Below are 15,348 nucleotides of genomic sequence, written 5' to 3' on the forward strand. Positions count from 1 at the left end.
CCCCGACCCGAGTCATCCCAGCGGGGGAGACGCTGCCCGCCCCGGGCACACCCCCGCCCCCTCCTCCGCCCCGGCCTCCGTTCCCGCCGGCCCCGCCCGCCCCGGTCCCCGGTCCGGACTGGTGGCGTCACCTTCCCCGCCCGGCCGTACCGCCCCAGCCGATCCCGGTCGACGTCCACGTCACCGTGACCATCGACACGGGCCCGCCGGAGCTGCCGCCGGACCCGCGGTGGTGGCGCCGGATCCGCTGGGGCTACCACGCCGTCATGTGCGCCTGCGCAATCCCGCTGTCCGGTCCGTGGGCCTGGGTTCTCGCCCACGTCCGCGCCGAGACGTCGCTCACCGGCGCCTGGGTGATGGCCGTCATCCCGCTGGCCACCGTCGCGTGGTGGGACAACTCCGCCCGCATCCAGGCCCGGCACTCCGACCCGGACCTGTGGGGACCTCGGGTCCGCGCCACCGTCGCCCGGCTCGCGCTGTACGCCACCGCCGAGGCCACCGCCCTCGCCTTGCCCCTGTACTCCCTCGTGATCATCCTGACTGGAGTCCGTCCATGAGCACCGTCCTCGCAGCCGAGGTCAGCCGGTTCACCTCCGGCACCGTCACCACCGCGGGGTTCGCAGTCGGCCTCGCCCTGCTCGGCGTCGAGCACTACCGCTGGTACAAGGCCGGTGGGGGAGCCGCCGCCGGCGCGGCCGGAGGTGGCGGCAGCCGCGATCCGAAACAGCTCATCCCGTTCTGGTTCGGGATCATCTGCGGCATCCTCATGGTCGCCTGCCCCGCCGGCTTCCTCGGCACCGCCGCCGGTTTCCTGCGCTGGGGCACCAACGGCGCCGGCGGCATGGCCATGGGCTGGCTCACCGGCAAGGACGGCACCACCCTCGCCAGCGCCTCCGCCCCGGGCCTGGACGGGTACGGCGCCGTCGTCATCACCGCGCTCACGATGGCGCTGTGGTGGCTGAGGAAGTCGATCGCCAAGGCCGTGAAGGGGAAGTGGAAGAAGGGCGTGCTCACCGGGTGCGTGCTGTGCATCTCCACCGGCACCGCCGCGGTCATCGCCCAGCAGGTCGTCGGCAGCACCAACAGCCTGGGCCACTTCGTCCTCGGCCAGATCGCGACCGGGACCCTGGTATGAGCGCCCCCACTACCGCGCAGTGGCTCCGCGCGGCCGTCGACCGGGTGGCCGTCGGCAGCACGCGGCTGGCCGCCGACCGGGGCGGGCGCCTCATCCGGGGAGCGCACAGCCGGTACGCGCGGACCCGGGCGTGGGTAGGTGAGTCGGCCGGCCTCGACCGGTGGATCCGCGTGGCGCTGCTGGCCGGTGCGGCACTGATCGCCCGGGCGGTTGGAGTGGCCGTCGGCAGGTGGGCGTACGACCGGATCCAGTCCGGCGTCTGGTGGCACCTGCTCGTCGCAGCCGTCCTCGCCTGGATCAGCGCGGCCTACCGCGCTGGCCGCGACGACTGGCAGCCGACCCCGGCACCGGCGCCCGCCGACGCGACCTCAGCCGAGGATGAGCAGGCCGACACCGAGCAGCCGACGCCGGCCGTCGAGCAGGCCCCCGCAGGGCCGCCGCCCGTCTCGCCCCGCGCGCTCATCGCCGCGGTCCGGGACATCGGCACCCCGCACGCCCAGCTCGTCCCCCTCGCTGAGCACCTCAGCACGACCACCGACGCGGTGCGCTCCGCGGCGGCCGGGATGAGGTGGCCGGTGAAGGACGTCCGGATGAAGGGCCGGTCGTCGGCGGCCGGGCTACGCGGGGACGAGGTCCCCTCCCCTCCCCTGGGAGACCCCTCTTCGGGTGTCGTCGGCGCAGGTCAGACCGCCGACGACAACGACGACGACACCGATCGGGAGGGACCCGAAGAGGGGGTGCGTGTAGTGCGCACCGATGGCGGGCTGATCGTCTACGACCTCGCCGACACCCACCGCCGGCGCGGCACCGTCCGCGCATGAAGCCCCCGGGGCAGCCGCCTCGGATCGACCGGAGAGGGCCCGTGATGAAGAACTTCGACTACGTGAGCAGCAACGAGATCAAGGCCGAAGTCCAGCGGCTCAAGGCCGAGATCGACCGGCCCGAACTGTCCGACGCCACGCGCGACGCCGCGCACTGGGGCATCAACGAGGCCCTGGACGAGCTGGAGAGGCGCGGCGACCTGTAGCTCACCCCGGGGCGGCCGTCCGCCTGGCAGCTAGCCGGCCGCCCCGGGTCCCATCCCGATCACGAGACAGGAGACCGCCATCATGGCACTCGGCTGGAAGAAAAACCCGGAGCCCACCGACCCTCGGCTGAAGGGGCACGAGACCACCTACCAGTCGTCGCGCGGCGGCTGGGTGAAGCGTGCTGAAAGGCCCGTCCCCGGCACGCCGAAGAAGGGATGATGGGCGTCATGCCTGAGCAGACGGCCGTGCTCCTAGTCGACTCGTACACCACCAAGTGCGGCAGATGCGGGAAGGGAGCGCGCATCAAGGACACCCATCACACCCGCCTCATGTCCGGCTGGAGCACACCCGACCCGCGCGACAGGCCCTGTGGCGCCCGCTTCGTAGCGATCTCGACCAGGCGCCTGGAGTACACCGTCGAGCAGCTCAGCGAGCTGCGCCCGGACCTGCCCGCCTACGCCGCGGGCCGAGTCCCCCGCGACCTCACCACCTGACCGTACGCCCACTGATCACAGGCCCCGCCATCGCACCCACCGATGGCGGGGCCTGTCGCATCATGGTGACCATGGAGCAGCCCATCCGCCCTGGTCACCTCACCGCCGAGCAGACCCGCCACGTCCTCGGCGGCATCAGCGCCGGCGCCCTCCGCCAGCTGGTCTACCGCGGCCAGCTCGCCCGCTCCGGCGGCACCGCCAGGTATCCCTACTACGCCGTCACCGACGTCACCACCCTCGCGCTCAAGCGCCGCGAGCGCGCGGCCGCTTGACCGCAGGTCAGGCACTATGTGACGATCCCGGTGTACAACTGTGCCCTTCGACGGCACCCCCAGACGTCCAGGCCCCGCCCACCAGCGGGGCCTTTGTCGTACCCGGAGGCATCATGTCCGTCACGAACGACGCGCCCCGGAGCGCCGCCGAGGCCGCTCACCAACTCGCCGCGCAGGGCCACCACGTGCACATCGTCAGCGAAGGCCAGGGCGTTTGCCTGAAGGGCGAGTGCGACCTGCTGTCCGTGCTGCACTGAGCCCGGGCGGGCAGCCGCCAAGGCTTCACCGTTGCTCCTCTGCGTGTCACAAGACGGCCACACCGCCACCGCTCCGGCCGCACACGGCGCATGATGCCCTCCGAGCATCACCGCACCTTGGGGGGGCCTTGAGCAGTTACAAAGACATCCAGACGGCCGTGCGTGTCGAGAAGTTCCGCATCTGGTTCGCCTGGCTGACCGGCAACGTCATCCTGCTGATCATCGCGGGGGTGACCCAGCACATCCACATCATCAGCGTCATCACCCAGGCGCTGCTCGTCGTCGGCTTTCTTCTCCTCACCTTCACCGCCGTCCGTATGAGCAACGCCCTCAACCGCAAGGCAGAAGCTCGGCGCCGCGAGGTCCTCGGCGAGTAGCACCCGGAGGTGGCGCCCGTGGCCGGCAACCCCCGCAACGGGCGCCCCTACCGCCGCCTGGTTGCCGCACAGCGCGCCCTTGGCCTGCCCTGCTGGTGGTGCGGTGGGCCCATCCGCTACGACATCACCGGCCCTCTCGCCGGCCGCCACCGGGACGCCTTCACCCTCGACCACGCCGTCCCCCTCTCCCGAGGCGGCGACCTCCTCGATCCCGCCAACGCTCGCTCCGCGCACCGCCGCTGTAACAGCGCACGCGGCAACCGAACGGACGGCACGCGGCAGCCGGTGCGGTCCTCGCGGAGGTGGTGAGACGATGCCGGACATGGATGAGCAGCTGGTGCGGTGGCTGGGCGAACAGTTCGACGTGGACGAGCGGATCGCGCGCGCAGCGTGCTGGGACGAGCAGTCGGACGTCTGGACCGTCCGGCCGCCCCAGGAGCCCTGCGAGCGATACACCGTCGTGGACTACCTCGGTGACGGCGTCGTGGCGGTGACCCCAGAGAACGCGGATGCCGACGGCGTGGGCCAGCACGTCGCGGAGTGGGACCCGCGCAGGGTGCTGCGCGAGATCGACGCCAAGAGGCGACTGCTGGAACTGCACGCGCCTGGCCAGATGGAATACGTGGACGGCGACGTATGCATGGTCTGCGACGTCCGGGGCGAGGAGCCGTTCTACCCCTGCGCCACGGTGCGCCTGCTCGCCCTGCCCTACGCGGGCCGGCCCGGCTACCGCGAGGAGTGGCGGCCCTGATCGGTAGGTGACGCAGCGTGCTGTACGTGGTCACCGGCCCACCGGCCGCAGGCAAGAGCAGCTGGATCGAGGCAAGAGCCCGGGCGACGGACATCGTCATCGACCTGGACCGGATCACACTCGCGCTCACCGGCCCGGGCGCTGCGCAATGGTCGCAGCACCCCGTCGCCATGAAGGTGGCGCACCGCGCCCGCTACGCTGCCATTGACGAGGCCTTCAAGCACCTGGACGAGGTCGACGTCTACCTGATTCACACCATGCCCAGCGCCAAGTGGCTGGCCCGGTACCGGAGGCATGGGGCCGAGGTGGTCGCGGTGGATCCGGGCAAGGACATCGTGATGCAGAGGATCAGGGACATGCGCGCGCCTGGACTACAGGCGGTGGCGACGCGCTGGTACGCGCAGCAAGCCAAGCAGCGCGGTGAACGTACCGTCACACGGCAGGCCTCGCGCACCTGGTGATCGGCCGCCGGCGGAGGCGATAGGTGCCTCCTCCACGTAGCCCTGCGCAGTGCCGTCGACCGGGCCTTGGCAGGAAGCCGACGGCCCTTGCCGAGGGTGACGGACCGCAATGAGGGCAGGCAGAGCAGCGGTCGTTGGCGGATCGGACCGGGTGGGAGGGGGGCTCGACCCCATCGTGAAATCCGCGAGGCTGGGCGACCCAAACGCCCTTGTCGCCCGATTTTTTGCGCGGCGATTTTTCAAGATCTATTCGCGCGAACTCCGGTCGACCATTTTAGTGGGCCGTCACTCTGCGTGACGTGACTGAGTGTGACGGGCGGTGGTGATCATGGGCGCGGTCGCCGACGCGATCACCGCCGAGATCGAGCAACTCGGCGTCGAGTCGATCTCTCCTGGTCTGGCCGAGCTAGCCACCAGCCTCGCGCGCTCCGTCGATGAGGCCGATGCCCCCACGGCCCGGGCGGTCGCTGCCCGTGAACTCCGAGCCGTCATGGGCGACCTGCGCAAGCTCGCTCCCGTTCAGTCGAAGGGGGACGCCGTCGATGACATCGCTGAGCAGCGAGCCAAGCGTCGGGCAGCGGCCCGCCGGGCGGCAGACGGCTGACGCTGCCCCGATCGGTTGGCAGGTGCCTCCGATCCAGACTGCTCCGCCCTCGGTGACAAGCGCAGGGCAGGAGGCCATTGACCTCGCGCGCAAGGCGGGCTTGAAGCTGGACCCGTGGCAGCAGCATGTGCTGCGCGTGGGCATGGGGGAGAGGCCGGACGGCAGTTGGGCGTCGTTCGAGGTGGCGGTGAACGTGCCGAGGCAGAACGGCAAGGGCGGGATCATCGAGGCTCGGGAGCTGTGGGGCCTGTTCATCGGCGGCGAGAACCTGATCCTGCACTCGGCGCACGAGTTCAAGACCGCGAAGAACGCCTTCCGACGGATCGAGCGCCTCATTCGTGGGTGCGCTGACCTGCACAAACGTGTCAAGCGGTACTGGCAGACCACGGGCGAGGAGAGCATCGAGCTGCACGACGGCCGCATGCTCCGCTTCATCGCCCGGTCCAAGGGCTCCGGCCGAGGCTTCAGCGGCGACTGCAACGTGATGGATGAGGACATGATCCTCGGCGACAACGAGATGGACGCGCTGCTCCCGACGATGGCCGCCATCGAGGACCCGCAGATCTGGTACCTCGGCAGTGCCGGGATCGGGGCTCCGTCCGTGCAGCTCGGCCGGCTGCGGCGCCGGGCGCTGGCCGCGATCGAGGCCGGCACGCCGGACCCGTCGCTGGCGTACTTCGAGTGGTCCGCGAACCTGCACGTCAAGGAGTGCCCGAAGGACTGCGACCAGCACGACGATCCGGCCTCCGACGAGGCTGTGCTGAAGTCCAACCCCGCCGTCGGCTTCCGGCTGACCCTGGCGAAGGTGGCGAACGAGCGGGCCACGCTGAGTAAGGAGGGTTACGCCAGGGAGCGGCTCGGCGTCGGCGACTACCCGTCCGACGAGGCCGACACCTGGCAGGTCATCGGCCGTGAGGCGTGGGAAGCCCTGGCGGACAGCGACAGCCAGCCGGAGGACCCGGTGGCGTTCGCGATCGACGTCACCCCGGAGCGCTCGCACGCGAGCATCTGCGTGGCCGGCCGATTCGGTGAGTCCGTGCACGTTGAGGTCGTGGACAACCGACCCGGTACGGACTGGGTGGCCCAGCGCGCGCGGGACCTGACGGAGAAGTGGAAGCCGCGCTGCTGGGTCATCGACCCGGGCAGCCCGGCCGGCGCCCTCATCCGGGACGTCACGGACGCACTGAAGGTCGACCCGGACGAAGAGGTCGAGGACGAGGAAGAGCCGCAGCTGCTGGCCCCGATCGTGCAGACGAAGACCCGGGATGTCGTCCAGGCCGTCGGCCAGTTCTACGACGCCGTCGCAGCCGGCCGCATCTCGCACCTGGACCAGGCGCCTCTGGCGACAGCGCTGGCGGGCGCCAGGAAGCGGGAGCTGGGTGAGGCGTGGGCGTGGGCGCGCCGCGGCGTGGGCGTGGACATCACGCCGCTGGCGGGCGTGACGCTGGCGCGCTGGGGCGTCTTCGTGGAGATCGAGGAGCCGGAGGAGGAGGTGGAACCGTGGGCCGACTACGGCTGACGCGTGCGGGCCTGGCCCGCACGGGAGTCCTGACGGGTGGCGCCATGACGGCGTCCGGGGCGGGGCTGGGCTGGGGGCTGGCGGTGGGCCTCGCCCTGGGCGGGGTGCTGCTGGTGGCGTACTGCCTGCTCCTTGCTGATACGGACGGGAAGGGCCCGTGACGAGTCTGTGGCAGCGCGCACGGCGGTCTCGGTCGGCCACCCGGGAGATCGGGACGATCGATGACTACGCGGCGGCTCTCGCGCAGTCGCTGGGTTACGGCGGGTTCTCGGCGTTGGGCATCACCCAGTCGCAGTCCGGGCAGGCCGCGGAGAAGGCGCCGACGGACCTGCCGGGGTACGCGCAGCTTTTCGCGACGAACCCGGTGATCTGGGCGTGCATGGTGGCCCGCATGGCGGTGTTCTCCGCGCCGCGGTTCACCTGGCAACGCCTGAACAACGGCGTCCCGTCGGAGATGTTCGGCACGACGGAACTGCGGCTGCTGGAGCGGCCCTGGGCGGGCGGGACGACACAGGACCTGCTGTCCCGGGTCATCCAGGACGCCGACCTGGCTGGCAACAGCTACTGGACGGAGCACGACGGCGACGCGGTGCGGATGCGGCCGGACTGGGTGCAGATCGTCCTGGAGCGGCGCCGGCACCCGCACGGCGGGGATCTGGGCTGGCGCCGGTACGGCTATCTGTACCAGGAGCCCGGCGCCGACCCGGTGTTCCTGTGGCCGGAGGAGGTGGCGCACTTCGCGCCGGTCCCCGACCCGCTGGCGACGTACCGCGGGATGTCCTGGCTGACCCCGGTGATCCGGGAGACGCAGAACGACAACCTCATGGCCGCGCACAAGCGGCGGTACTTCGAGAACGCGGCCACCCCGAACCTGGTGGTGCGTTTGGCCCGGGAGGTCACCCCGGAGGCGTTCGCCAAGTTCAAGGCGAAGATGGAGGCCGGGCACCGCGGGGTCGAGAACGCCTACAAGACGCTGTACCTGGGCGGCGGCGCCGACGTGACCGTGGTCGGCAGCGACTTCAAGCAGATGGACTTCAGCGCCGTCCAAGGCGCCGGCGAAACCCGCATCGCCTCGGCGGCCGGGGTGCCGCCGATCATCGTGGGTCTGTCCGAGGGCCTCAAGGCCGCCACGTACAGCAACTACGGGCAGGCCAGGAGGCGTTTCGCCGACGGGACGATCCATCCGCTGTGGCAGAACGCGGCCGGCAGCTTCGCCCCGCTGGTCACACCGCCCGGCAGCGGCTCCGGCGCGGTCCGCCTCTGGTACGACGCCCGGCACGTTCCGTTCCTGCGCGAGGACGCCCGGGACGCCGCAGAGATCCAGGGCATCGAGTCCCGCACGATCCGCGCGCTGGTCGACGCCGGCTACACCCCGGAGTCCGTCCAGCAGGCGGTACGCGCCTCGGACTGGTCCCTGCTGGTCCACACGGGCCTGTTCTCCGTCCAGCTGCAGAAACCAGGGTCCACCGACGCTCCTGCGCTGCCCGCACCGACCGAAGGGGGATCCTGATGCCCGCACTGCCCGCCGTGACGCGCGACCTGGAGAGGTCGGCGCCGTTCCAGCTGGTCCGCGCCGATGGCACCGAGGAGGGCGACGGGCGGACCCTGACCGGGTACGCGGCGCTCTTCGGCACCCCCACCGAGATCAACTCGTGGGAGGGCACGTTCACCGAGACCATCCGCAAGGGCGCCTTCAAGAAGACGATCCGCGAGCAGACCCCGGTCATGCAGTTCGACCACGGCCGGCACCCGCTCATCGGGTCGATCCCGATCGGTGCCATCACCGACCTGCGCGAGGACGACCAAGGCCTCTACGTCGAGGGCCGCATCACCGACAACTGGCTGATGCAGCCGGTCCGGGACGCGATCGCGGAGAAGTCCGTGAACGGCATGAGCTTCCGCTTCGAGGTCGTCCGCGAGGAGTGGCGCGACGTCAACGGCAAGCTGGTCAAGCCCGAAGAGGTCTACGACCTGCTGTGGATGCCGGGCGACCGCGGCCCGCTCCAGCGGGAGCTGATCGAGCTGAAGTGCCGCGAGCTGGGCCCGGTCGTCTTCCCCGCCTACGCCGGCACGTCCGTGTCGGTGCGGGCCCGCGACGTCGCCGACGGCCTCGCGCACGACGACGAGATGACCCGCCGCATCCGGCACTCCCTCGCCCGCGACACGGCCGCGCCGTCCGTCCCGGACGATCCCGAGCTGCGCCGCGAGGTCGCCACCGCGCTGCTCTACCAGCGTGCCGCGCCGCCCGCCCACGGGCACCCGGCCCCGACACGTTCCCCAGGCGCGCCGCTCGCTGACGAGCACCCGCCACCCCGGCCCACCCCTGACGCGCCGCCCGCCGATGGGCACCCGTCGCCCTCCGACCGCACCGTCCGCATGCGCTCTCAGCTGGCCGAGATCGGCCAGCTGATGGACGGCGTGCTGGCGTCCATCGACACCCCGAAGGAGACCGGCTGATGCCGACGCTTCAGCTTTCCCACGGCCAGGCGGTCATCCGCCTGCGCGACATCCGCGCCCAGCTCGAAGAGCTGGAGAAGCGCGACAGCCTCACCGCCGAGGACGAGCAGACCTTCGATGAGCTGACGCGGGAGTTCGCCGAGGTGGACGACCACCGCCGGCAGCTGGAGCGGCGCAGCGCCTTGGAGCGGGTGCGCGCCGCCACCCAGGCCACCGACCGACGACCGCCCGCCCTGGGCATCGAGCGGGGCACGCCGCAGGGCAGCGGCAGCGCCTACGACCTGGACCCGGTCCTCAACCCCGACTCGGTCGAGGACCGCCGGTTCCGCAACCCGTGGGACCTCGGCGAGATGCGCACCTTCAACCGGTCCCCCGAGGACCTCGCCCAGGAGCTGCGGGCCCGCGCGCTGTGCGCGGTCGAGAAGATGGCCGGCGCCAACGACCGCATCCGGTCCACGGCGACGGACATCATCGAGGCCTGGGACGACAAGAAGGGCACCATCGCCCGCATGTGCCTGGCGACCTCCTCGCCGGAGTACATGCGGGCCTGGTCCAAGCTGGCCCGGGGCAAGAGCCACATGGTCACCCCGGAGGAGCAGCAGGCCCTGGAGCGGGCGATGTCCCTGACGGACAACCAGGGCGGCTACCTCGTGCCGTTCCAACTGGACCCGACGGTCATCATCACGTCGAACGGGTCCATCAACCAGATCCGCCAGGTGGCCCGGCAGGTCGTCGCCACTGGCGACGTGTGGAACGGCGTGTCCGCCGGTGCCGTGTCGTGGCGGTGGGCCGCCGAGGGCTCCGAGGCCGGCGACAACGCCCCGGCCTTCGGGCAGCCCTCCGTACCGGTCTGGAAGGCGGACGGCTTCGTGCCGATCTCCATCGAGGCGATGGACGACGCCGACAACGTCACCACCGAAGTCGGACGCCTGCTCGCCTTCGGCAAGGACAACCTGGAGGCCGCCGCGTTCATCAACGGCAGCGGCTCCGGCCAGCCCACGGGCATCGTCACCGCGCTGACGGGCACGTCGTCCATCGTCACCTCGACCACGGCGGACACGTTCGCGTCCGGCGACGTGTACAAGACCGACACCGCCCTGCCCGGCCGGTACCGCGCCAACGCCGCCTGGCTGGCCAACCGCGGCATCTACAACGCCATCCGCCAGTTCGACTCCTCCGGCGGCACGAACCTGTGGGAGCGCATCGGCGCCGACGTCCCCCCGATGCTCCTGGGCCGCCGCGCCCTGGAGGCGGAGGACATGGACGGCACCGTCAACGCCGGCCAGGAGAACTACGTGGCCGTGTACGGCGACTTCGACAACTACGTCATCGCCGACCGCATCGGCATGAGCATCGAGTTCCTGCCGCACCTGCTGGGCGCCAACCGGAGGCCGACCGGCCAGCGCGGCTGGTACGCCTGGTACCGGGTCGGCGCCGACAGCGTGAACGACGCCGCGTTCCGGATGCTCAACGTCACCTGACCTACCCCGCTCCGACGGCCGGACGACCCCTGTGGTCTTCCGGCCGTCGGCATCCCCTGAAGGGAGTCACCTCATGAGGCAGAGCCTCTACAACGTGGCGCGGGCCAAGGCCACGCTGACGGTCGCGGTGCGCACCAACGGCACGGTGAACGGCACGTCCGTTGACCTGCACGAGAACAAGGACGCGTCCCGGTCGGCGATGCTCATCGTCCACACCGGCACCATCACCGACGGGACGCACGCGGTCGTCCTGCAGGAGTCCGACGACAACTCCACCTGGTCGACCGTGGCCGCCGCCGACCTGCAGGGCAGCGCGCTCAGCATCGCCTCGACCGACGACGACACCGTGTTCGAGCTGGGCTACAAGGGCTCCAAGCGCTACCTGCGGGCCTCGGTGACCACGTCCAGCGCGACGTCGGGCGGCACGTTCGGCGCGACCATCGTGCGCGCCTTTCCCCGCCGGACCCCGATCGCGCACAGCTGAGGAGCACCATGAAGCGCTGCACCGAATCGTTCACCATCTGGCCCGACGGCGCCCCCGTAGCGTTCGTTGCCGGGCAGCTGGTGGACGACAAGCACCCCATCCTCAAGACCCACAAGCACCTGTTCGCCGAGCCCCAGGCGTCCGCCGGACAGCCGCCCCGCGGCCAACTGCGTCCGACCGAGCAGGCCACCGCCGACCCCGGCGAGCGGCGCGCCCTCACCCCGCCCGGGTCGGCCACCGGCGCCCAGGCGGCCGAGTCGGACAAGGCGTTCGACCCCGGCGAGCACAACGCGCCCGAGGTGCTCACGTACCTGAAGCAGGCCGACGAGGAGGAGCGGGCCCGCGTCCTGGCCGCCGAAGCGGCCGGCCGGAACCGCAAGGGCATCCTCGGCGACGCCACGGAGTAGGGCACCGTGCCGTTCGATCTCGGCGCCACGGTGCGCCTCACCGCCGACTGCCTCGACCCTGGCGGGACGCCCACCACGGCCGCCACCGCAGTCGTAACCGTCACCCTCCCGGACGGCACCACCGCCACCCCGGCAGTCACCGAGACATCCACCACCGGCCGGTACCAGGCCGACCACATCACCACGCTCGCGGGCCGCCACACAGTCCGCTGGGTGTGGACGTCACCCGCGCACGCGTACACGGACGCCTTCGACGTCCGCGAGGCGGCGCCGCCCGCGATCATCTCCCTGGCCGACGGGCGGCGGCATCTGAAGAAGACCGACACGGCCGACGACGACGAGATCCGGGTCTGGATCGAAGCGACCACCCGAGCCGTGGAACAGTTCGTCGGCCCGGTCGTCGTGCGCACCGTCACGGAGACCGTGCGCTTCACCTCGGCCCGGGCGGTCGCGCTCACCCTGACCCCAGCCCTGAGCCTGGAAGGGGTCACCTCTCGGAGACCGGGCGGCCCCGCCTACCGCGTCGAGGACCTCAAACTGGACCCGGCCACGGGGCTGGTCGAGACGGCCGACGGCGGGGTGCTGTACGGGCCGCTGGACGTCACCTACCGAGTTGGCCGCACGGTCGTCGGTGCGAACATCCTGGCCGCCAGCCGGATCATCCTCCAGCACCTGTGGCGGACCCAGCAGGGCCCGGGCCGCCCGCAGCGCGGTGTGGACGACTACGACGTCAGCGAGCCGCTGCCCGGTCTCGGGTTCGCGATCCCCAACCGGGCCGTGCAGCTACTCGACCCGGACAGTCTCGGCCCGGAGGTGGGGTAGGTGGCGACCTCGGCACTGCCCCGCGCGATCACCGCGCTGCTGGATGCCCTGCGCACCGCCGGCGGCCTAGACGGCGTCGACATCATCGACGGGCCGCCCGTCGACGACATCGCCACCACCGACTTCCTGGCAGTCGGCTGGACGGGCAGCGAGGACCAGGCAGCCGAGTCCGTGCAGGACTTCAACGGGGCCGGGGCCCGGACCCGAGACGAGGACCTCACCATCGCGTGCGTCATCGACGTCTGGTCCGGCGACGATGTGTTCGCGACCGTGCGAGAGCGGGCCTTCGAGATCCTCGGCGTGGTCGAAATGGTGATCAGAGCCACCGGCTCCGCCCCGGAGGCGCCGACTCTGAACGGCGCCGTGCTCTGGGCGCAGCTGACCCGGACCCAGCTACGCCAGTACTTCACCGACCAGGGTGCGCGGGTGGCCCTGGGATTCACGGTGACCTGTCACGCCCGGATCTAAGGAGCAGCCATGGCGCGAGTGCGCTACATCGGGCCGGAGCCGGTCACAGTGCCCGAACTGAACGGGCGGACCGTCGAGCCGGACGAGGTGGTCGAGGTCCCGGACGACCGTTTCGACGGCTACGTGTGCCAGCCCGCCACCTGGGAGGCCGTGGAAGAACCCAGGGGCCAGGACGAGGCGCTGGCCGTGCCGCCGGCGCCGTTGAAGAAGAGCGCGGCCCGGCCGCAGAGGGAGGGCTGATCCATGGTGATCGGATCCGGACTGGGAGCACAGCTCGGTATCGCTGCCGAGTCGAGCTACGGCGTCTTCGTCGCGCCGACCCGCTTCGTGGAGTTCACGAAGGAATCGCTGGTCCTGAAGAAGACGACCGCGCAGAGCGCGGGCGTGGCGGCCGGCCGCCTGGTGCCACTGTCTTCCCGCCGCGTTCTCACCCGGCGGGAGGTCTCCGGCTCGATCGACCTTGAGATCACGAACAAGGGCATGGGCCTACTGCTGCAGGCGCTGATGGGTACGACCGTCACCCCTGTGCAGCAGGCGACCACGACGGCCTACCTGCAGACCCACACGCTGGCGAGCGTGGCCGGGAAGTCGCTCACGGTCCAGAAGGGTGTGCCGCTCACCACCGGAGTGGTCACCGACAAGACGTTCCTGGGCTGCAAGGTGGTGAGCGGGGAGTTCAGCTGCGAGGTCGGCGGCATGCTGACCGGCACGTTCGAGATCGACGGCAAGGACTGCGACGAGGGCCAGACCCTGGCCGCCGCCAGCTACGCGAACCAGACGCCGTTCCACTTCGGGCAGATGGCGGTCAAGACGGGCACCTACGGCACCGAGACAGCGCTGGACGGCATCCGCAAGGTGTCGGTGAAGATCGAGCGCCCGCAGGACGTCGAGCGCTTCTATGCCGGGCAGTCGGGGCTGAAGAAGGAGCCCATCGAGAACGACCAGGTGAAGATCACCGGGTCGCTGGAGACGGACTACGTCTCCACCGTCCTGGACGACCTGCACACCTCGGATGCGGCGACGTCGCTGGTCTGGGAGTTCACCGGCCCCAACATCGCCAGCACGTACTTCGAGACGTTCCGGATCACCGTGCCCGCCATCCGGCTGGACGAAGGCCCGCCGACCGTGGACGGCTTCGGCGTGGTGAAGCCGACGTACAACTTCACCGGCCTGTTCGACGGCACCAACCTCACCAAGATCGAGTACATGACGACCGACACCACGGTGTGACGGTGGTCCGCGACATCCGCTTGGTCGGCACCGGCCAACTGCTGGAGCTACAGCGGCGGCTGCGCCGGGCCGGTCACGAGACCATCCGCGCCAGCATGCAGCGGCGCATCCGTCGCGCGGCCGAGCCGCTGCGCGACGATCTGCAGGACACCATCCGCGGCCTGGCCATCCGCTCGCAGGGCCGGGCCGCCGGCAAGCGGGGCGGCGCTTCGCCGACCACCCGGCCGCTGCGCGCGACCATCGCCGAAGCGATCCGCATCTCGGTCCGTACGACCGGCGATCCGGGCGCCCGCGTCTGGGTCGACAAGGCGCGCCTGCCGCCGGATCTCCGGCGCATGCCGGACGTCATCAACGACGGCCGGATCCGACACCCCGTGTACGGCAACCGCAAGCGGTGGGCCACCCAGTGGGCGGACCCCGGCTGGTGGGACAAGACGGTGCGTGCCCACACCCCCCGCATCACCCGTGAAGTGGAGCGCGTCGTGGACGACGTGCGCCGGCACCTCGAATAGGAGCATCCCCTTGATCGTCGTCTACACGCCCGCCGGTGGCGAGCCCCAGCACTTCGACGCGTCCACCCTGCGCGTGTCCGAGGCCTCGATCGTGCAGCGCACCGTCGACATGAAGTGGCAGGACGTCCTCAAGGGCCTGGAGCAGGACGACCTGGACGCCATGCGCGGCATCGTCTGGGTCCTGCTGAAGCGCAGCCAGCCCGCCCTGCGTTTCGGAGAGTTCGACCCCGGGGTGTCCGAGATGACCACGGTCATGGACGACCGCGAGGTGGACGCGTACATCGACAACGCGTTCCGCGCGGCCGAGGCCGATGCCGACCTCAGCCCCCAGGACATCGCCGACGTCCTGCTGGCCCGGCTGCCCGACGTCTCCGCGAACCCGGAGCGCACCCGGGCCCGCATCGAGGAGAAGGCCGCCGCCCCAAAAGCGGAGCCCGAGCAGCCGCCCGCTACGCCGGAGACGGCTACCGAGGACCCGAGCCCGAGCCAGACATCGACCTCGCCCGAGCCGTCTACCTCGGCCTCTTCGCCCACCTCCTCCACATCCCTCCAGCTGACGTCGACCAGCTGACCGTCGGCGACTTCTACG

26 protein-coding genes are annotated in these 15,348 nt (G+C 71.0%); all 26 read left to right on the forward strand.

The annotated features are described in order from the left end of the window. Positions 1–185 precede the first annotated feature (185 nt). Positions 186–557: a hypothetical protein gene (locus SCK26_RS21860; protein WP_318203009.1), complete on the forward strand. Its 372-nt coding sequence runs from the start codon at positions 186–188 to the stop codon at positions 555–557. Then, positions 554–1,135: a hypothetical protein gene (locus SCK26_RS21865; protein WP_318202639.1), complete on the forward strand. Its 582-nt coding sequence runs from the start codon at positions 554–556 to the stop codon at positions 1,133–1,135. Before SCK26_RS21860 ends, SCK26_RS21865 begins: the two co-directional genes overlap by 4 nt. Further along, the gene (locus SCK26_RS21870) at positions 1,132–1,956 is read left to right on the forward strand and encodes a hypothetical protein (RefSeq protein WP_318203010.1); all 825 of its coding nucleotides are present in this window, start codon (positions 1,132–1,134) and stop codon (positions 1,954–1,956) included. The genes SCK26_RS21865 and SCK26_RS21870 overlap by 4 nt, the downstream gene beginning before the upstream one ends. A 44-nt stretch (positions 1,957–2,000) precedes the next feature. Beyond that, positions 2,001–2,162 (forward strand): hypothetical protein, encoded by a 162-nt coding sequence (locus tag SCK26_RS21875; protein ID WP_318203011.1) that lies wholly within the window; start codon positions 2,001–2,003, stop codon positions 2,160–2,162. 82 nt (positions 2,163–2,244) lie between these two features. Further along, positions 2,245–2,382 carry a hypothetical protein gene (locus tag SCK26_RS21880; protein ID WP_318202636.1) on the forward strand — a complete coding sequence of 46 codons (138 nt, stop codon included), beginning with the start codon at positions 2,245–2,247 and terminating at the stop codon, positions 2,380–2,382. An 8-nt stretch (positions 2,383–2,390) separates the two neighbouring features. Next, on the forward strand, positions 2,391–2,657 hold the full coding sequence (locus tag SCK26_RS21885) for a hypothetical protein (protein WP_318203012.1): 267 nt from the start codon (positions 2,391–2,393) through the stop codon (positions 2,655–2,657). A gap of 71 nt (positions 2,658–2,728) precedes the next feature. Further along, positions 2,729–2,929: a hypothetical protein gene (locus tag SCK26_RS21890; protein ID WP_318203013.1), complete on the forward strand. Its 201-nt coding sequence runs from the start codon at positions 2,729–2,731 to the stop codon at positions 2,927–2,929. 113 nt (positions 2,930–3,042) lie between these two features. Beyond that, on the forward strand, positions 3,043–3,186 hold the full coding sequence (locus tag SCK26_RS21895) for a hypothetical protein (RefSeq protein ID WP_318203014.1): 144 nt from the start codon (positions 3,043–3,045) through the stop codon (positions 3,184–3,186). A 128-nt stretch (positions 3,187–3,314) separates the two neighbouring features. Continuing rightward, the gene (locus SCK26_RS21900) at positions 3,315–3,563 is read left to right on the forward strand and encodes a hypothetical protein (protein ID WP_318203015.1); all 249 of its coding nucleotides are present in this window, start codon (positions 3,315–3,317) and stop codon (positions 3,561–3,563) included. Between the two features lie 18 nt (positions 3,564–3,581). After that, the gene (locus SCK26_RS21905; RefSeq protein WP_318203016.1) at positions 3,582–3,872 is read left to right on the forward strand and encodes an HNH endonuclease; all 291 of its coding nucleotides are present in this window, start codon (positions 3,582–3,584) and stop codon (positions 3,870–3,872) included. Between the two features lie 13 nt (positions 3,873–3,885). Further along, positions 3,886–4,314 carry a DUF6221 family protein gene (locus tag SCK26_RS21910; protein WP_318203017.1) on the forward strand — a complete coding sequence of 143 codons (429 nt, stop codon included), beginning with the start codon at positions 3,886–3,888 and terminating at the stop codon, positions 4,312–4,314. Between the two features lie 17 nt (positions 4,315–4,331). Further along, entirely contained in the window at positions 4,332–4,775 is a 444-nt protein-coding gene (locus SCK26_RS21915) for a hypothetical protein (RefSeq protein WP_318203018.1), read from the forward strand. Between the two features lie 328 nt (positions 4,776–5,103). Continuing rightward, positions 5,104–5,379, forward strand: coding sequence for a hypothetical protein (locus SCK26_RS21920; protein ID WP_318206063.1), 276 nt, complete (start codon positions 5,104–5,106; stop codon positions 5,377–5,379). Between the two features lie 52 nt (positions 5,380–5,431). After that, entirely contained in the window at positions 5,432–6,898 is a 1,467-nt protein-coding gene (locus SCK26_RS21925) for a terminase (RefSeq protein WP_318203019.1), read from the forward strand. Continuing rightward, on the forward strand, positions 6,880–7,059 hold the full coding sequence (locus tag SCK26_RS21930) for a hypothetical protein (protein ID WP_318203020.1): 180 nt from the start codon (positions 6,880–6,882) through the stop codon (positions 7,057–7,059). The genes SCK26_RS21925 and SCK26_RS21930 overlap by 19 nt, the downstream gene beginning before the upstream one ends. Beyond that, complete coding sequence (locus SCK26_RS21935; protein ID WP_268694031.1) at positions 7,056–8,408, forward strand: phage portal protein; 1,353 nt, start codon at positions 7,056–7,058, stop codon at positions 8,406–8,408. The genes SCK26_RS21930 and SCK26_RS21935 overlap by 4 nt, the downstream gene beginning before the upstream one ends. Further along, on the forward strand, positions 8,408–9,355 hold the full coding sequence (locus SCK26_RS21940) for an HK97 family phage prohead protease (protein WP_268694030.1): 948 nt from the start codon (positions 8,408–8,410) through the stop codon (positions 9,353–9,355). The genes SCK26_RS21935 and SCK26_RS21940 overlap by 1 nt, the downstream gene beginning before the upstream one ends. Further along, a complete protein-coding gene (locus SCK26_RS21945; RefSeq protein WP_318203021.1) occupies positions 9,355–10,836 on the forward strand; it encodes a phage major capsid protein in 1,482 nt (493 codons plus the stop codon). The genes SCK26_RS21940 and SCK26_RS21945 overlap by 1 nt, the downstream gene beginning before the upstream one ends. A gap of 73 nt (positions 10,837–10,909) precedes the next feature. After that, positions 10,910–11,320 carry a hypothetical protein gene (locus SCK26_RS21950; protein ID WP_318203022.1) on the forward strand — a complete coding sequence of 137 codons (411 nt, stop codon included), beginning with the start codon at positions 10,910–10,912 and terminating at the stop codon, positions 11,318–11,320. Between the two features lie 8 nt (positions 11,321–11,328). Then, the gene (locus tag SCK26_RS21955; protein ID WP_318203023.1) at positions 11,329–11,727 is read left to right on the forward strand and encodes a hypothetical protein; all 399 of its coding nucleotides are present in this window, start codon (positions 11,329–11,331) and stop codon (positions 11,725–11,727) included. A gap of 6 nt (positions 11,728–11,733) precedes the next feature. Continuing rightward, positions 11,734–12,549 carry a hypothetical protein gene (locus SCK26_RS21960; protein ID WP_318203024.1) on the forward strand — a complete coding sequence of 272 codons (816 nt, stop codon included), beginning with the start codon at positions 11,734–11,736 and terminating at the stop codon, positions 12,547–12,549. Next, positions 12,550–13,017: a hypothetical protein gene (locus SCK26_RS21965; RefSeq protein WP_268694025.1), complete on the forward strand. Its 468-nt coding sequence runs from the start codon at positions 12,550–12,552 to the stop codon at positions 13,015–13,017. 9 nt (positions 13,018–13,026) lie between these two features. Then, positions 13,027–13,257, forward strand: a complete 231-nt coding sequence (locus SCK26_RS21970) for a hypothetical protein (protein ID WP_318203025.1) — start codon at positions 13,027–13,029, stop codon at positions 13,255–13,257. A 3-nt stretch (positions 13,258–13,260) separates the two neighbouring features. Next, positions 13,261–14,247 carry a phage tail tube protein gene (locus SCK26_RS21975; protein WP_318203026.1) on the forward strand — a complete coding sequence of 329 codons (987 nt, stop codon included), beginning with the start codon at positions 13,261–13,263 and terminating at the stop codon, positions 14,245–14,247. Positions 14,248–14,249: 2 nt separating this feature from the next. Continuing rightward, a complete protein-coding gene (locus tag SCK26_RS21980; protein WP_318203027.1) occupies positions 14,250–14,759 on the forward strand; it encodes a hypothetical protein in 510 nt (169 codons plus the stop codon). 10 nt (positions 14,760–14,769) lie between these two features. Beyond that, complete coding sequence (locus SCK26_RS21985) at positions 14,770–15,330, forward strand: hypothetical protein (protein ID WP_318203028.1); 561 nt, start codon at positions 14,770–14,772, stop codon at positions 15,328–15,330. Positions 15,331–15,348: the final 18 nt, after the last annotated feature.

The organism is Streptomyces sp. SCL15-4 (genome assembly GCF_033366695.1).
In the GTDB taxonomy this organism is placed as follows: Bacteria; Actinomycetota; Actinomycetes; order Streptomycetales; family Streptomycetaceae; genus Streptomyces.

Excerpts from the sequence above, each read along its gene's own strand:
- SCK26_RS21975 (WP_318203026.1), top strand. The coding sequence starts at position 13,261 with ATGGTGATCGGATCCGGACTGGGAGCACAGCTCGGTATCGCTGCCGAG.
- SCK26_RS21940 (WP_268694030.1), top strand. The coding sequence starts at position 8,408 with ATGCCCGCACTGCCCGCCGTGACGCGCGACCTGGAGAGGTCGGCGCCG.
- SCK26_RS21945 (WP_318203021.1), top strand. The coding sequence starts at position 9,355 with ATGCCGACGCTTCAGCTTTCCCACGGCCAGGCGGTCATCCGCCTGCGC.
- SCK26_RS21895 (WP_318203014.1), top strand. The coding sequence starts at position 3,043 with ATGTCCGTCACGAACGACGCGCCCCGGAGCGCCGCCGAGGCCGCTCAC.
- SCK26_RS21970 (WP_318203025.1), top strand. The coding sequence starts at position 13,027 with ATGGCGCGAGTGCGCTACATCGGGCCGGAGCCGGTCACAGTGCCCGAA.
- SCK26_RS21885 (WP_318203012.1), top strand. The coding sequence starts at position 2,391 with ATGCCTGAGCAGACGGCCGTGCTCCTAGTCGACTCGTACACCACCAAG.
- SCK26_RS21910 (WP_318203017.1), top strand. The coding sequence starts at position 3,886 with ATGGATGAGCAGCTGGTGCGGTGGCTGGGCGAACAGTTCGACGTGGAC.
- SCK26_RS21875 (WP_318203011.1), top strand. The coding sequence starts at position 2,001 with ATGAAGAACTTCGACTACGTGAGCAGCAACGAGATCAAGGCCGAAGTC.
- SCK26_RS21880 (WP_318202636.1), top strand. The coding sequence starts at position 2,245 with ATGGCACTCGGCTGGAAGAAAAACCCGGAGCCCACCGACCCTCGGCTG.
- SCK26_RS21890 (WP_318203013.1), top strand. The coding sequence starts at position 2,729 with ATGGAGCAGCCCATCCGCCCTGGTCACCTCACCGCCGAGCAGACCCGC.
- SCK26_RS21870 (WP_318203010.1), top strand. The coding sequence starts at position 1,132 with ATGAGCGCCCCCACTACCGCGCAGTGGCTCCGCGCGGCCGTCGACCGG.
- SCK26_RS21865 (WP_318202639.1), top strand. The coding sequence starts at position 554 with ATGAGCACCGTCCTCGCAGCCGAGGTCAGCCGGTTCACCTCCGGCACC.
- SCK26_RS21950 (WP_318203022.1), top strand. The coding sequence starts at position 10,910 with ATGAGGCAGAGCCTCTACAACGTGGCGCGGGCCAAGGCCACGCTGACG.
- SCK26_RS21920 (WP_318206063.1), top strand. The coding sequence starts at position 5,104 with ATGGGCGCGGTCGCCGACGCGATCACCGCCGAGATCGAGCAACTCGGC.
- SCK26_RS21955 (WP_318203023.1), top strand. The coding sequence starts at position 11,329 with ATGAAGCGCTGCACCGAATCGTTCACCATCTGGCCCGACGGCGCCCCC.